The 15,539-nt window shown below is 61.1% G+C and carries 11 protein-coding genes; 3 read left to right on the top strand and 8 right to left on the bottom strand.

Translation table 11 applies throughout. From position 1 onward, the window contains the following. Positions 1–6: 6 nt before the first annotated feature. Entirely contained in the window at positions 7–1,236 is a 1,230-nt protein-coding gene (locus WDJ60_RS00175) for a carboxylate--amine ligase (protein WP_340097697.1), read from the bottom strand. A gap of 416 nt (positions 1,237–1,652) precedes the next feature. Here WDJ60_RS00175 and WDJ60_RS00170 point away from each other — a divergent pair, with 416 nt between their 5' ends. Then, positions 1,653–2,720 carry a DUF1616 domain-containing protein gene (locus WDJ60_RS00170; RefSeq protein WP_340097696.1) on the top strand — a complete coding sequence of 356 codons (1,068 nt, stop codon included), beginning with the start codon at positions 1,653–1,655 and terminating at the stop codon, positions 2,718–2,720. Positions 2,721–2,881: 161 nt separating this feature from the next. Here the strand turns inward: WDJ60_RS00170 and WDJ60_RS00165 are convergent, their stop codons facing one another. The 3 genes from WDJ60_RS00165 to WDJ60_RS00155 form a co-directional block, all read right to left on the bottom strand. Continuing rightward, positions 2,882–3,280: a DUF7344 domain-containing protein gene (locus WDJ60_RS00165; protein WP_340097695.1), complete on the bottom strand. Its 399-nt coding sequence runs from the start codon at positions 3,278–3,280 to the stop codon at positions 2,882–2,884. A 162-nt stretch (positions 3,281–3,442) separates the two neighbouring features. Next, positions 3,443–5,038: an alkaline phosphatase family protein gene (locus WDJ60_RS00160; protein ID WP_340097694.1), complete on the bottom strand. Its 1,596-nt coding sequence runs from the start codon at positions 5,036–5,038 to the stop codon at positions 3,443–3,445. Positions 5,039–5,149: 111 nt separating this feature from the next. Continuing rightward, positions 5,150–6,907, bottom strand: a complete 1,758-nt coding sequence (locus WDJ60_RS00155) for a hypothetical protein (protein WP_340097693.1) — start codon at positions 6,905–6,907, stop codon at positions 5,150–5,152. A gap of 370 nt (positions 6,908–7,277) precedes the next feature. On the opposite strand from WDJ60_RS00155, the gene WDJ60_RS00150 reads away from it, so the two are divergent. Next, positions 7,278–8,210: a polysaccharide deacetylase family protein gene (locus tag WDJ60_RS00150; RefSeq protein WP_340097692.1), complete on the top strand. Its 933-nt coding sequence runs from the start codon at positions 7,278–7,280 to the stop codon at positions 8,208–8,210. Between the two features lie 42 nt (positions 8,211–8,252). Here the strand turns inward: WDJ60_RS00150 and WDJ60_RS00145 are convergent, their stop codons facing one another. Both WDJ60_RS00145 and WDJ60_RS00140 read right to left on the bottom strand, forming a co-directional pair. Continuing rightward, on the bottom strand, positions 8,253–9,425 hold the full coding sequence (locus WDJ60_RS00145; protein WP_340097691.1) for a carboxylate--amine ligase: 1,173 nt from the start codon (positions 9,423–9,425) through the stop codon (positions 8,253–8,255). A gap of 115 nt (positions 9,426–9,540) precedes the next feature. After that, a complete protein-coding gene (locus WDJ60_RS00140) occupies positions 9,541–10,653 on the bottom strand; it encodes a GNAT family N-acetyltransferase (RefSeq protein WP_340097690.1) in 1,113 nt (370 codons plus the stop codon). A gap of 389 nt (positions 10,654–11,042) precedes the next feature. Between WDJ60_RS00140 and WDJ60_RS00135 the strand changes: the two genes are divergently transcribed. Next, positions 11,043–12,116, top strand: coding sequence for a glycosyltransferase family 2 protein (locus tag WDJ60_RS00135; protein ID WP_340097689.1), 1,074 nt, complete (start codon positions 11,043–11,045; stop codon positions 12,114–12,116). 22 nt (positions 12,117–12,138) lie between these two features. Here WDJ60_RS00135 and WDJ60_RS00130 read toward each other — a convergent pair whose 3' ends face one another. Together WDJ60_RS00130 and WDJ60_RS00125 are read right to left on the bottom strand one after the other, a co-directional pair. Next, positions 12,139–13,746, bottom strand: coding sequence for a hypothetical protein (locus WDJ60_RS00130; RefSeq protein ID WP_340097688.1), 1,608 nt, complete (start codon positions 13,744–13,746; stop codon positions 12,139–12,141). Positions 13,747–13,882: 136 nt separating this feature from the next. Beyond that, on the bottom strand, positions 13,883–15,520 hold the full coding sequence (locus WDJ60_RS00125) for an alkaline phosphatase family protein (RefSeq protein ID WP_340097686.1): 1,638 nt from the start codon (positions 15,518–15,520) through the stop codon (positions 13,883–13,885). Positions 15,521–15,539 lie beyond the last annotated feature (19 nt).

The raw sequence follows: 15,539 nt of genomic DNA, 5'->3' as shown, positions 1-15,539 counted from the left end.
CCGCCGCTAGCGGCGGTGGGGGAGGATACGGAGGGCCGAGCGGACGAACGGCAGCGGGTCGTCGAGTTTGAGGTAGTCGAACTCCGGGTCGGTCAGACACGACCAGACGACATCCGAGATGGCGGCAGGGAGAGACGGGCGTTCGACGTGTGGCGAACTGTCCCGGAACAAACTCAGCAGGTAGGACAGTTCACCTTCGAGCATGTGCGTGCCGACACCCAGGTCGTAGGAGGGGTCGATGACATCGGGACTGTCAGTCGCTGTGAGCCAGTAGTAGTACGGGAAGTCAGCTCCCGTCCGGACGGTCGACGCGAGCGACTGCCACATCCGCGGATTGATTTCGAGGAGTTTGAACTCGCCGGTCGTCGCGTCTTCCATGTACTCGATGCATGCGAGACCGTGATAGTCCAGCGCGTCGAGCAGCGTCCGAGCAGCGGATTCCAGCTCCGGGATATCGACGGACTCGCGGTAGACGCCGCCGCCACCGACGTAGGACGAACAGCGGACCTGCCGTTGCTGACAGACTGCCACCGGCTCCCCGTTGTCGTACAGTGCATTCACCATGTACTCGCCGGCCGACGGAACGAACTCCTGAATGATTGGCGTGTGTTTCATTTCCTCCCGTATCGCGGCCACGTCCGGTTCCTCGCCTGGTTCGAGATGCTTGATAGTGTTCACAGAGACTGTCTGTGAGGGATCGTACTCGGGACAGTACGCGTCGGCGAGCAAGTTGTATCTGGACTTGACGATGTGTCGCGGCCGCCAGTCGTCGACGTCGGTGAGCAACTGTGTCTCGGGGATCGGAACCCCCGCGTCGTCGGCGATCTCGAACAGTTCGAGTCGGTCGTGAACCGACCGCAAGCGGTCAACATCGGGAACCACCAAGTCGACGTACTCCTCGAACCGCTCGCGGTACCGCGAGAGGACGTACGCGTCGTGTTCGTCGGTCGGAATGATTGTCCGGACGCCGGGCCGCGAGGCGAGGTCCAGGAGTGCATCGCGGTAGGCGAGCACGTCTTCTTCGGGGTCCGGGACGACGACCGGCTGGTCACAGAACCGAGAAACGAACTCCGGTGCCGACTCGTCTGGTGATGCGACAATCGTGTAGATATCGCGGGGAGCAAGCGAGCGGAGACACGGATATCCTGCGGAGTGGCCAGTCGTCAGGAGAACGGCGTCTTCGGTTCGAGAATGGGGCGTCGGCCCACCGACGCCGGCGTCAGAACTGGCCGGCACACGCTCTACGGCCTGACGGGCAGGCTTGACATTTTTCAAGGCACGCAGAGGATGGAACAGCCCAGATGGGATGGAAGCAGGCACCATGGTCAGATGGGAATTGCTCGCCGAGAGATAGCTTTGTTAGTTGGTGTATACGCTGAACAACTGTCCGGTAATATATTATTACTAGACAGTATGGTAATAAAAAGTAGTAAACCGACATCGGAGTCCGGTGTTCGGCCGGAGTATTACGCTCAAAAAAGGGTCACTCGTGTAAGGACTCGTAAGTACACGTTATTCCAATTCTATTTCCGTACTGGGAGGTGTAGAAGCGTTATAACAATACTGGGAACTGGAGACGTACAGACCAAGCCGATGGGATACCGAACGAGCTGCCGTTCCGTCGAAGGGGACACAGAGAACGGGGAGCCACGATGAGCAAGCAGTCAGCGAACGAAAACCGGGCGGAGCAGTATCTGCCGACGACGGTGAGCAAGTACTTTCCGTCGAATATCGAGATTCCGGGAGATATCTATGCTGTCACGGCGTACCTCATCGTTGCAAACCTGTTGTTGCTGTACGTGCTTCCGACGACTGCAGTCGTTCCCAGGGCACTGGTCGGATTTCCACTGCTGTTTTTTATTCCCGGCTACGTCCTGATCGCAGTGCTGTTCCCCGCCAGGGAAACGGCAGTCCGTCTGGATGGGTCACGCGCCACCAGTGGTCGCTCCGGACGGAGAGACAGGCGGGGACTGGCGTGGCGCGAGCGACTCGCGCTGTCGTTCGGGTCGAGTGTCGCCCTGCTGCCGCTCGTTGGACTCGCCATATCGTTGATCGGACTGGACTACGACGGAACGACAATAGTGACGGCAACGTCGTTCGTCTGTGCGCTCGGGCTCGTCCCCGCAGTGGTGTATCGGTCGCGAGAGCCACCAACGACCCGGTTTTACGTCCCGGTCGATAGCTGGATAGCGACCCTGAAAAACGGCATCTTCAAGCAGGACAGGCGGAGTGCAGTCGTGAACGCGGCCATCGCGGTGCTCGTCGTCACCACGGTCGTCGGCGTCGGATACGCGATGGTCGTCCCCAACAACGCCGAATCGTTCACGTCAGTCTCGTTGCTGACGACGAACGACCAGGGTGAACTCGTCGCTGCAGACTACCCGGAGGCGATAAACGAGTCGGGGGCGGAGCTGACACTCGAACTCGAGAGCGCCGAGGAAAGCACGACCGACTACACCGTCGTCGCAGAGCTACAGCGGGTCGACACGGCCGGAACGTCGGCGACCGTCACCGAACGAGCGACAGTCACGCGGATGGAGACACAGCTGGCACCGGGCGAGAGCTGGACACGCCAACACACTGTCGAACCCGAACTGTCCGGCGAAGACCTCCGGCTCATCTACTACGTCTACGAGGGTGACACGCCCAGCGAGCCGAGTACCGAGTCGGCCGACGAGTACGTCGCTATCTGGGTCGACGTTCCACAGGATAGCGAGTGAGTGCTCGATATAGAGACCGTCCCCGCCTCCGGGTATCCGATATCCACCGTACTGACGCACTCTTGAGTCGAGTGTTCTGTTCTGGTGGGTGTCACTCCGTCGCTGCTGTAGTAGTTCCGTGTTTCACCCCATCCACAACTATCGTTACCTCGACGATGATCTCATCTCCTGGCATCGGTATACATTTCCTCGTAGATTTCACAGCCGGTGATCAGTGACCTGGGGAACTGATCGATCGAATCGTGTATGAGGTTAAAAATCACTGCCACTTCCTCGAAATGGGGGCCTCGCTGTACGCAAAACGGGTCGCATTCCCATCGGACGTAGCCAGCATCGGCCAACTGCGGGAGATGGTTGTGTTTGAGATGGATACGTATTTGCTCTGGGTCCCACGACGATTCGGGCGGCATTGCAGCCTCCGGAAGCGGCATTCGCCGTTCCTTGGGCGCATCCATCAACGAGTAGAGCACCATCCGTCGTTCCTGGGAGGCAAGTATTTGATGGAGCTTGTTCCACCGTTCAATTGCTGATTCCCCCGAGCTGGCCGGATCGATCACCATATCGGAGAGATGGATGAAGACATATTAAAAATTGACACTGTTTTATCAGGATTGGATGACAGACGATTGCCACGTTTGGAGCTTCGGTAGTACGAGATACGCAAGCGTGGTGAGCGGGTGATTCAATCAACGATCGGTGAAAGCAAATCTCGTGTGGCGTAGTTACTCCATGTAGCCAAGTCCGCGGAGTCGGTCCTCGACGTCGCCGAAGTCATCCTCGTCCGTCCCGGTAGTGGTTGGCTCGCCGTCGCCGTGGACGGCGGTCTCGACCGCTCGCTGCGCCGGTGCCGATCGTGAGGCGAATATCTCGTCGAGAACCCTGCCATCGGCCGTCGCGGGGACTGGCTCGCCGATACTGTGGAGAACCGTCGGGGCAACGTCGACGACAGAGGCATCGACAACTGTCCCGGCTGAGTCGATCTCATCGCCCCACGCGAGGAAGACGCCCTCACGTCGGTGACTCGCCATGGTCGCCCCGGTGTCCGAGAAGACATCCTCTTTGAGACCGGTGATTTTCTGGTAGCCGTCGGCGGCCCGGACCACCAGGTCGGGCGACCTGTCGTCGGTGGGGAACAGGTCGTCGCCGTCGAACACCCGGAGCACGTTCTCGCCGGTCTCGGGGTCGGTCACGGACTCGAAGACCTGTCGAACCCGCTGTGCGACTGCGTCGCGCTCGTCCGGCGGGACCGTTCCCTGCTCGAATCGCTCGGTGTCGTTGACGTAGACCCCACCGGGCCCGTGGACGAACGCCGCTGTTTCGGCGTAGTCGACGTCGTAGAGGACGTGTGACCCCGGAACCTGTTGGGCGACTCGGTCGACGAACGACCGCGGGAGGTGTTTGAGGAGGGTCTGCTGGTCGATACCAACCGATTCGAGCGCCGAGAGAACAGTGTCCTTACGCAGTCCCGCCTTCGCCAGGACGCTCCGACTGCCGGTGTCTTGTCGCCGCGAGAGCAGCCCCGCTCGCTCCAGCACCGTGTTGACCGCGACGTTCTTCGAGATCGGGCCGAACCCGTGGTCAGAGACGACGAACAGGTTCGAGTCGCGCTCCTCGACGTAGTCCAGCACGTCCCCGAGAATCTCGTCGAGAAGTCGGTAGTGGTCGAGCATCGTCTCCTCGTCCCACAGCAGGTGTTGCAGGCGGTCGGGCGCGGTAAAGACGAAAAAGACCAGCCGCGGATCGTTGCGCTCGAGCAGGAGGTCCAGCAGTTCCCGCCGGGCCTCGACTAGCGCGGTGAGATCCGCCAGGAACTGCTCCGGTTCGTCGGCGTACTCGGTCCACGTGAGGCCGATGTCGTACTCCGGAATCCGGTCCCGGATGACCGTCCGGAGTTCGGGAGGCGACGTGAATCGGTCGTTCAACTCCGGCGTCATCATGCCGGTGACCATCTCACCGTCGATGGGAGAGGCGGGATACGTCATCGGGACGTTCGCCACGACGGACGGCGAGAGGAGGTCCCAGAGCGCCGGCTGTCGCATGTCGTCACTGGTCGACATTCGCTGTGAGTAATCGCCGGCCAGTCGCTGGAAGGCGTAGATGCCGTGTTTGTCGGGGTTGACGCCGGTCGCTATCGTCGGCCAGGCAAGGGCTGTCGTGGGCGGCATCGTACTCGCGAGCGGACCGGCGACCCCTTCCCGACGGAGGCGGGCGAAGTTCTCCAGCTCACCCGCGTCCATCCACGACTCGAGATAGTTCCACGGAACCCCATCGAGTCCAAGAACGAACGCCCGGTCTGGCGACTGTTCTGTCTCAGACATGGGCGTCCCAACTCCAGTAAGTGTATTGGTGCATCGCTGGCGGAGTGCAGACGCTCGCCAGGCATTGTTATAGAGAATCTACTACCAGACGGCATCCGTCTGCCGCGCGAGTCAGCCACCGGACTCGCTCTCCAGGAAATAGAGCTGGTACTCGCCGCTGGACTGGACGCGATTTATACTGGGAGTCGTCTCGAGCGTCTCGAACCCGCGCTGGCCGTACCGGAAGCCGTTGTAGAGGACCACTTCCCGCTGGTAATCCGACTCGTCGACCTGAACGTATCTGGGACTGTCGTAATGTGTCGAGAGGTTGTTCCCCCACACCTCGAACGGTATCGCCGTCTCGCTGCCCTCGCCTCCGAACGCGATCGTTTTTGCTCGTTCGGTCCCAAATTGCGCGTCAACCAGCCGCTGGGGACCCGAGCGAATCCCGGCGAACGAGATGTTGCGGTCCATATTCTCGAACGTCTGGTTCGTCCCTTCGTAGTGCATCTCCGACACGCTGGAACTCGATTGGTAGATGAACGGACCGGAGTGCATTGTCGCCATCGGGAGCGGGAGACAGAGCAAAAACAACACGACGAGTCCGATACCGACCGAGCGCCGAGAGAGGGAGTTGGTGAGCCTGTCGGCCCCCTCATTTATCGCGAGTGCACCGAGAGCGGTCACCACGACCATTATGAAGCCGAGGTAGCGAAAGTGCATCGTGTTGGCGCTGGACAGGAAAAACAGTCCAAACAGCGCCAGCAGCGGTATTGCGGCGACGATGAGATACGTGAGCAGCGCGTTTCGGCCCGGGATCCGGTCGTCGAGCCGCCCCGACCCCCACGCGAGCGTCAACAGGCCGGCGAGCAGACAGAACACCAGTGCAACCAGAAACAGTTTGACGAACAGGAGTTCGATCGAGCCGCCGAGGTCAGCGAGCGAAGCCGACCGCTGTGTAATCTCGTCACCCGCAGGGGCGCTGGAGATTATTCCTTCGAGCAGGCCGACGGCGGCCGACCGAACGCGGTCGTATCGCGCACTCCAGGCGACGAACGCGACGGCAGCGATAGCCGCCGGGGCGTAAATCGGACGGTGAGCATTGATACTCCGGTTCTCACGATACCGCCGGAACAAGTACTGAATGCCCGCGACGGTCACCATGATGAGGATGAGATTCAGCGCACCCTGTGGATGGATGAGAACCATCGACAGCGAGGCCATCGACAGCAAGAGGCCGTTCTGTGTCACCGACGTGAACGGGTTCGTCCACTCGCCGGCCCTGTCGACGTATCGCAACACCAGATAGAGCGCGAACGGCAAAAAGAGGAGACTCTGCGTGATGGCGTGGGCCTGAACGTGGACGCTGATGTTGTTGACGGGTAACAGTAGCAGGCCAGCGAACAGTCCGACGGGAACGGCCCATCGCTGGCTCCCAAGCAAACGGACACACAGCGTCACAAAGACGACGAACAGGAACACGAACGCGAACACGACGACCATCTGCGCGAGTCCAAGCCGAATGCCGATGACCTCCGAGACGAAAATCGTCATCATGTGGATACCGGGGTAGAGCAGTCCCGTCGGTTCGAGCGAGCCGCCGAGAAGTTCACGCGTCCACCCGAGGTGTGTCAACGAATCACCGCCGACGTACAGGTAATAGCCCCGTATCAGCGGTAATACGACGAGTGACGCGACCGCCAGGCTACCGAGCAAAAGTGCGCCGTCCCGGAGGAGGTCGGAGTCGGCACCGACAAACGACAGCCAGACACTCGAAAGGAGCGCGATGCCGAATCCGACGAAATACAGTAGCGGCGTCTCCGCGTACAGAGAGAGTTCGTATCCGGTCGCCGGCTCGAAGTACGCCGCTGCGACACCGACGAGTAACATTGCGAATCCAGTGCCGAGTGTGAGCTTCGGAAGCAACGAACGTCTACCCGAGGCAGACATCCCCGAGTTCCCGTGTATTGGAGTCATATGAGACGCTGATATACTCGGTTGCGCCAACGGCGGTATTGTTATGACTGGTGTACCCCGGTTCGATGCTGCGTCGGTCGGTGCAATGAGAGCAGCGCAAGCGGTAAGAGAGTTGTTCCGACGGGACTGGAGACACGGAGAGATTGGTCGGTGTACTGGCGACAGCGGCTGGTTGGCCGGCGCGAGCCACAGCCGAAGGAAGAGATTACGCGCTGTAACAGCATGATAACAATACAGAGCAGGGGAGAGATGGCGGTATGACGAAGTCCGGAGGGAGTTGACAGTGGGAACCGTAACCCTGTCAGTCGACGCGGAACTCGGGTGGGGGTGGCACGACCTCGACTCTCCACCCAACGACCGCATTGAAGCCGCACGCCAGAGTTGGCAGCGGCTTCAGGGCCTTCTCTCCGAGTTCTCGGTCCCCGCGACGTGGGCAATCGTCGGCCACCTGCTCCTCGACGACTGCGACGGACGCCACCAGAGCCATCCCGCCGGCGTCGACTGGTTCGAGCGGGAAACCGGGGAGTGGCGGGAGAGGCCAGATCTCCGGTTTGGCGGCGAACTCGTCAACGACCTCCAGACGGCACGCGTCGACCACGACATCGGGAGCCACACCTTCTCGCACGTCCCGCTGTCGAGCGACAAGGCAGATCGAGAAACGGCCCGAGCAGAGCTGGAACGCAGCGTCGAGACGGCAGCGAACTACGGTCTCTCGATGAAGTCGTTCGTCTACCCCCGGAACAGAGTCGGACACCGAGACCTGCTCGTCGAATACGGGTTCACGACGTACAGAGGAAATCGCCCGAAGACGTGGGTAGACGAGAACGATACACTCGGCACGGTGGCGAAACTCGTTCGCGGGACGGTTCCCGGCACCGGACCGCCGGTGGTCGACCCCGTCGTCGACGAGTTCGGACTGGTGAACATCCCGGCCTCGCTCTACCTGTTCGGATTCGAAGGGCGAGCCAGGAGCGTCGCGGAGGCGGTGTACGCCGACCCGATGGTGCTGAAAGCCCGGCATGGGATCGACGCCGCAGCCGACGACGACGGCGTGTTTCACATGTGGCTGCATCCGAATAACCTGGTCGACGAGCGGGATTTCGCACGGATGCGTGCCATCCTCTCGTACGTCGACGACCGGCGACGCGCGGGCGACGTGACGGTTGCGACGATGGCGACCGTCGCGGACGAAGTCCGAAAGCGAGTTCGCGCGTGAGCGTTGCGACGATGGGCGGTACAGTGCGGGAAGCACTGACACTCAGCGAACGTTATCGACAACGTCGTGAACGAATGGACGAGGGTCGTCGAGAGCGAAGAGGTCGAATCGCGGCTGCGAGGCGAGCGAGCGGAGTTGTTCCCACGACGTGCCCAATAGCGATGGGCGCTCGGACAGCGGATGGTCAGTCGTCAGGACGCTCTGGAGGTGTGAGAGCTCACCCATCAGGTAGTGTGACTGGTTGCCGGTGCCGCGGTCGGGTGCGGTGAAGTCGGTATCGTTTCCCGCCAGACACCAGTAGTAGTACGGAAAGTCGAAGCCGGCATGGATTTCGTTCGCGACCGTCGCCCAGAAGCGGGGGTTTATTTCGAGGAGTTTGAACTCGCCGGTCTCTCCGTCCCGAATGATGTCGACGTCGGCCGGGCCGTGCCAATCCAGCTGTTCGAGCAGCGTTCGAACGGTCTCCTCCAGTTCGGGACTGTCGACCTGTTCGTGACAGACGCTCGGCCCACAGTAGTACTTCACACCCCGAATGATGCGTTTGTGTGCCGAAACCACCGGCTCGCCGGCGTCGTAGAGCACCCCCACGGAGTACTCCGTCCCCCGGACGTACTGCTGGACGTGAGGGGTGTAGTCGAACGACGACCTGATATCGTCCAGATCCGGGTCGTCGTCGGGTGAGAGAAACCGGGTGCTCCCGATATCGAGTATCTCCTCGTCGTCCCTGTCGGGAAGGTAGTCGCCGGCTGCGAAGGCAAAGCGGGGTTTGATGACGAGTTCTCGCTGCCAGTCGTCGACGTCGTCGAACAGGTCCGTTTCCGGAACCGGAACGCCGGCGGCTCGCGCTTCGTCAAAGAGACGCTCCCGGTCGTGGACCGTCCGGAGGGTCTCGAACGGCGGCCACGGCGTCGCGATGTGTTCGGCGAACGCGTCGCGATACTTCGAGAGAACGAAGATGTCTGACTCCCGGAGCGGGACGATAGTCCGAACGTCAGGACGTTTCGCGAGCGAGAGGAGTGCCTCGCGGTACCCAGAGAGATCGTCACTGGGCGACGGGACCGAGACGGTCTCCTCGCAGTACCGCGTCGAGAACGAGGGAACGTCGTCGGACTCGGAGACAGCTATCGTCGGAATACCTCGCCGCCCCAGTGACCGGTGGACGGCGACGGCGCTGGTCGCCGTTGCCGCCGGAACCACCACAGATTGTCTCTCCATACCAGGACGATGTACTCCGCAGACCAAGAGTAATTGCAGCCAAACGTTCTGCTCGGCGGCAGTAGGACGATACTTCCCCGGTAGCGCCGGGACGAACTGATTCGACTGTTGTCTCTCACCGCGTATCCATATCGGCAAAGGTGACGAGCCAGTTCGAAGCGTCCAGCAGTCCCCTGCCCGCAGCACTGTCGTCAGGACAGAGCGGATAGGCAACTAGGGGCGTTGGAGTAGTAAACTGTGCCAGCGGCTGTCGATTGTCGGATCGGAAGCCGAACGTTCGACAGACAGAGTCGGGGAGGGAATCGCCGGCGACAGCTATCATTTCGGCGTCCCGGTACTCCGGGAGAAGACGCTGGAGCAGTGCCTCAAGCACACCGGTCGACCGCTCGCATCCACCGAGCGGGAGAACGTCTGTGAGTTGCGCTATCGAGGTGGGCTCTCCCGGACGTGTTCCGACGACAACGGCGGCCACCACCGCTTCGTCGTGTGTGGCGAGGTATGTCTCGTAGCTCCACTTCGGGGTGTCGAATCGCCAATCGTAGTAACGCTTGTCGCGCACCGTGTGGATTCGGTTGGGGACAGTCCGTTCGTAGAGGGTCCCCAGTTTCGCAGTCGGGACAGTGGAACGCCGGTCGATGGCGAACGAAGAAGGCGCAGACACCGACTGATCGACCCAATCGTAGTATGCGCTGAGCACGCGAACAGAAAGCGATTCGGCGACTGTTCCGAGGGGGCCACCATCGACGCCAGCACAGCTGACCGGGTTCTGTATCCGGTAGGAGACGGGAACGTCTTGGAGGTGCTCCCAGCCGTGTTTGAGCGCCCCGGAGAGTGTCTTCGAGTTAGGGAAGTTGAAAAATAAATCGACATCTCGTTCGGCGTAGATATTCTTCGAGAACTCCGTCATACGGGAGAACAGACCCTGAAAGCGGTGATCCGGGTGGACCATCGTATCACAGGGCTGGAGAGCAGATAGTGTCGTTTCGTCGTGTTTGAGCTGCATTCCGAGCATCGACTTGGCACCGACTATCTCTCCATCGTAATCAGCGACGACTATCGGGATGTGGTCGGTGTAGGGATTGCGTCCGTATTTCCAGGTGAACCACTCGTCACTGGCAGTTCCCAACACCGTGTCGTACAGCGCAAGGTAGTCAGACCTGTCGCCGGTATCGAACATGCGAACGACGTACTCCGAATCCGTATCGGCGGTTAGCATGTCGGGACTCATCGTGAGTCTGTCTGACCGTGGATTCGGCTAGTTTCCCCGTCTCTTGTTCCGCGAGAAGACGATAGTACACGCCCCTGTACACGTACCCAACCGAAGTGGACCACCGAATCACCGATCATCAATACACTTTTTTGAGTGGTTTTGAGTCTTTGTTATATTATCGAAAGTTAAAGTAAGAAATTGTTATATGACAGGTTGTCGTGCCCCGAGACGGTCGCCACGGACATGTCCGTACCCCGACTGCGTGTGATCGGAATTTCCCAGTGGCTCGTATTTCCCGTCGTTTACCGATGAAAAAGAGCGGTACCGACGACATAACAAACAGGCGAACAGCCGGAGTTTCCGGCACCCACTCGCAGTATCCACTCCTGCGTGTGCTGGGCGAAACTATGTATCAAGGAAAATCAATAGGGGCAGTCATCGTCGCGCACAACGAAGCGGGGCTGGTCGGCGGCGTTATCGAGACGCTGCCGGAGTTCGTCGACAGAGCGTACGTCGTCGACGACGGCTCCACGGACGGGACGTGGGACGAGATTCAGACACACGCACAGCGAGTCAACGAGCGGCGAGCCGATATCGGCCGCACGGCTGAGACGCGACAACCAACTGAGAGAGGGGACGACGAGCAACAGACGGCGGACGACGACCAGCGCGAGCTCCCTCGGAGAGACGGCGGCATCGAGCAATCGGTCGTGCCGATTCGCCACGAGACGAACACGGGCGTCGGTGGGGCGATAAAGACGGGCTATCGACGCGCCTACGAGGACGGCATCGACGTAACGGTCGTGATGGCCGGGGACGGACAGATGGACCCCGACGAGTGTCACCGCATCGTCGACCCGGTCGCAACGGGGAGAGCCGACTACGCGAAGGGCAATCGCCTGCTCGACGCCGAGTTGCGCGAAGAGATGTCGAACTGGCGCCTGTTCGGGAACACGCTGTTGACCATCCTGACGAAGATCGCCAGCGGCTACTGGAAGATGATGGACCCCTCGAACGGCTACACGGCCATCTCTCGGGAGGCACTCGACGAACTGGACATCGACGCAGTCTACGACGACTACGGGGCCGCCCACGACATCCTCATCCGGCTCAACGTCGAGAACATGCGCGTCGCTGACGTTCCGCTACCGGCCTCCTACGGCGAAGAAGAGAGCGGTATCAAGTATTCCTCGTTCGTCCCGAACCTCTCGCTGCTGCTGTTGCGTGGCTTTCTCTGGCGACTGAAGACGAAGTATCTCGTCCGGGACTGTCATCCCTTCGTTCTCTTTTACGGGCTCGGCGTGCTCGGTGGTGTGATTGCCCTCATCGAGGGACTCAGAAATGCCATCGACAGTGATTCATCGCGCACCCGAACGCTCCTCGCGGGCGTGCTGTTTCTCGTCAGTGCGAGCCTGGTGACGTTCGGGATGGTCTTCGACCTGCTGGACAACCAGGACCTGGAGTTCAGAGCCGACGAGTGACGGGTTCGCACTAACGTGCCGGCTACTGTTGCTGGGTGACCTCACTCCCGTCCCAGTTTGCGAGCACGGAGTGGCCATAGAGCGTATCCTCGTCGGTGCCGGTAATCGCGATGTACGGGATGCGCGAACTCGTCTCGCGAACGGGAGCTGACGACATCGGGATGCACGCCCGCGCCGACTCGTCGGACGACTGTGTGGTCTCCAGAGACGACCCGTCGAACTCGGTGCTCCTCACGCTCGAAAGGTCCTCGAAGCAGACGAGTTCCTTCGATTCAGACGACGATTCCGTCGGCCCGAACAACATCGGATAGCCGGCAGTCACCCAGTTGCCGCCCTGGATGTCAGTCGACAGCGCCTCACTGGTCAGTAACCCGTGTCGGGAGCCACTGGACTGGTCCACAGAGATGTTTTCGAACAGGCAGTCTTCGCGCCCGTACAGGTGGATAGCCGCGCCGCGTTCGCTGGCTCCGTGAATCTGTACGTTCGAACACGAGACGGTCCACGTCTCCGGTAGCTGGTCGAGGCTCGGCATGGAACTGGGGACGAACTCCGTCGCCGGACCAGCGATGTTGATCGCGGGCGCTTCCACGTCCGTCTGGATGGTCGTGTTCGTAATCTCTGCCTGGCCGAACTGGGGGCCGACGACGATTCCGCCGTCACTGCCGCCACCGCCCATATTCCGGATACGCACGGTACAGGAATCGACGAGGCAGTCGTTGCCCTCCTCCAGCCAGATGCCGCGCATGTTCCCGGCTGCGTACCCCGGCGGGTCGTCGACGACGACTTCGACGTCCTTTACGAGGGCGCGGTTGTCGTTCCCGCCACCGACGCGGACCTGTTGAATTGCGTTGTTCTTGTATGTGCCACCGATGACAGAGATCGGGCCGGCGTGCGGCGAACCGTAGATGCCTTCACCACCCCAGTTGTGCATGCGGCAGTTCCGAAAGAGGAGTTCGCCCGGCTTCCGTGACGGGTCGGAGAAGTCGTCCTGCGGGAAAACGTAGACAGCGGTGCCGTTGCGAGCGCCATCCGTCATGTCGATGCCTTCGAGCGTCAGCGACGTATCCGCTCCCTCAGAGAACAGCGTGAACCCGTGAATCCGTTCAGGACGGTCGATGCGCCCATCCAGCGTTACGTTGCGGATGAGGTTCTCACCGCCGACACACCGAACCCGAAACGAACCGAGGATTCCGTTGGCCGTCTGGTCGATCTGTAGCCCTTCGATGTTGATATTCGAGACGCGCCGGAACAGGAACAGCGAGCCCGGACCCCGATGAGTCGGGACGAGCGTCGCGCCGTCACCGACGAGCGCGAACGTATCGAGGTCGGCAAAGACCTGCCGTTCGACCCGGTACCGGCCCTTCGGAAGGACGAGTTTCGTATCGTCTCCCTGGTGCTTGGCGAGCAGCGAATCGATTGCTTCCTCACCGGTGGGGTCCGCCCCTTCTTCACGGAGGTCGACGACCGTCTCGTAGGTTCGCTCCTCGGCCGACGGCGTCGTCGTGCCAGCCGGAGTCGTCGTCTCGGACGGTGACGGCTCGGACGGGGACTGCTCGGACGACCCCGGACAGCCAGCGAGCGCCCCGACGCTGGCTGCCGCAAAAAGAGAGACGTATTCGCGACGGTTCATTAGCTACCTATGGCTTGTCGCTCGCGGTGTTTGTTATACTGACCCTAGATCGATACCGGACTGGTACCCACGCGAAAATACCCGACGGACCGAGAACAACCCACAGCGGTTCGAGCCCGACGTAGTGATTCAATAATTACAGGTATCCCAGATCGCGGAGGTTGTCTCTCCGTACTGCCTCGTCAGCATCGTCCTGTGTGTAATCACCATATGACAGTCCCGAGTACGCCCGCGTCTCGGCCGACTGGGTCAGCAATCCCGGTGGGATCGTTCCAGTCATGCGTTCGGGAACCGGGAGGCGAGCGAGCGAGAGGACGATGGGTGCGATATCAGTCAAATCGAGTCGGTCGAGCGATGCATCGGCCTCGAACGCGGGGCCGTTTCCGACGAAGACGCCCGCTCGCTTGTGGTCGTACGCCTCGTATGGGACGAACGGTGTGTCGATGATCGTGGTGCCGACAGTGTGGTTCATGTCCGTCGGCATGAAGAGGACATCACAGGCACCCTCAGCGGCGGGGCCAGTGTATATCTCCTCGCGTCGGACGACGTACTCGAATGCCGGGTCGCCATCCGGCGTCTCGAGCGAGGAGAGAACATCGATGATGCGCTCCCGAAGCGGTTCGTACTCGGACTGGGAGACGACGCCGTGTGGGTCCCGACCGGCAAGATTGATACGGACGCCGAGTTCGCTTCCCAGTCGGCAGTACGCCTGTGACGACCGCCAGTCGACGCCGCGTTTGGCGGAACTGACCACCTCCCGCGGGACGAGGCGTCGAAGCGTCGGCCCCAGTCCGATCCGGTCGGCGGTGTTGTACACGCGCCCCGGGGCGACTGGGAGCGTCGATGCGACCTTCGACAGCGTCGCGACGAGCGGACTGTGCTCGGTCTCTGTGTGGTCTGCAGTCTGTGCCGTCAGCGTCGATTTCTCGGTGGCGAGTGATCGGTGGCTCGACTCCGACGACGGTTCGACGATGCCGTGCTGGGCGAGCACGTCGTTGACGTAGATGCCGTAGCCGTCAGTTGGACCCATGCCGTGGTCCGAACAGACGACGATATTTGTGTCGTCGTCGACGGCGGCTCGAACGTCGCCGACGAGCGCGTCGGCTCGCTCGTAGATCTGCCGGAACGCGGCCGTGTCGTCGAAGTTGTGAAACACCGCGTCCGTCTTCTGTACCTGAATCACCGCGACCTCCCACTCGTATTCCGAGAGCAGATACGTCGCCGCCTCGCCGCGGAGTTCGATGAGGTCGAGATAGCCCGCGAGTTTCTCCGCTTTGTCGTCACTCGACTCCGCGCGGGAGTAGATACGGTAGGGGCGTCCCAGTTCCTCCTCAAGTTCCGCCCGAACGCCGGACGGGTATCCGTCGGCGTCTTCGGGAGCGAGGTAGCCTGGAATGAGGACCCCCTCTATCGGGTCGGCGGGATGGGTAACGGGGACGTTGAGGACGATAGCTGGCACACCTTCTGCGGTGAGATAGTCCCACAGCGCCGGCTCTCTCACCTCGTTCCGCGAGACGAGCTGGGCAGAGTCGGGGTCGCTATCCTCGTAGTCGAAGAAACTGAAGACACCGTGATGGCTCGGATCCGTTCCGGTGTACATCGAGGGCCACGCACTGCCGGTCCACGGCGGAAACGTCGAATCGAGCGGCGCTTCGACACCGCTCTCTCGGAGTTCTGAGAGGTTCGGGAGGCTGGCGTCGAACGAATCGAGGTATCTGAAGTCCAGCGCGTCGAACCCGAACACAACAGTCCGCGTCGAGTTGTCCGTGGTCATCTACAGGAACCTGGCCCAG

This window comes from Salinibaculum salinum, assembly GCF_037645885.1.
Classification (GTDB): domain Archaea; phylum Halobacteriota; class Halobacteria; order Halobacteriales; family Haloarculaceae; genus Salinibaculum; species Salinibaculum salinum.
This window is presented reverse-complemented; position numbering and strand designations above follow the sequence as displayed.

What these genes read in the sequence shown, in the direction of transcription:
- WDJ60_RS00125 (WP_340097686.1), bottom strand. Translation starts at nt 15,520, where the DNA reads ATGACCACGGACAACTCGACGCGGACTGTTGTGTTCGGGTTCGACGCG.
- WDJ60_RS00165 (WP_340097695.1), bottom strand. Translation starts at nt 3,280, where the DNA reads ATGGTGATCGATCCGGCCAGCTCGGGGGAATCAGCAATTGAACGGTGG.
- WDJ60_RS00130 (WP_340097688.1), bottom strand. Translation starts at nt 13,746, where the DNA reads ATGAACCGTCGCGAATACGTCTCTCTTTTTGCGGCAGCCAGCGTCGGG.
- WDJ60_RS00160 (WP_340097694.1), bottom strand. Translation starts at nt 5,038, where the DNA reads ATGTCTGAGACAGAACAGTCGCCAGACCGGGCGTTCGTTCTTGGACTC.
- WDJ60_RS00145 (WP_340097691.1), bottom strand. Translation starts at nt 9,425, where the DNA reads ATGGAGAGACAATCTGTGGTGGTTCCGGCGGCAACGGCGACCAGCGCC.
- WDJ60_RS00155 (WP_340097693.1), bottom strand. Translation starts at nt 6,907, where the DNA reads ATGTTACTCGTCGGTGTCGCAGCGGCGTACTTCGAGCCGGCGACCGGA.
- WDJ60_RS00135 (WP_340097689.1), top strand. Translation starts at nt 11,043, where the DNA reads ATGTATCAAGGAAAATCAATAGGGGCAGTCATCGTCGCGCACAACGAA.
- WDJ60_RS00140 (WP_340097690.1), bottom strand. Translation starts at nt 10,653, where the DNA reads ATGAGTCCCGACATGCTAACCGCCGATACGGATTCGGAGTACGTCGTT.
- WDJ60_RS00170 (WP_340097696.1), top strand. Translation starts at nt 1,653, where the DNA reads ATGAGCAAGCAGTCAGCGAACGAAAACCGGGCGGAGCAGTATCTGCCG.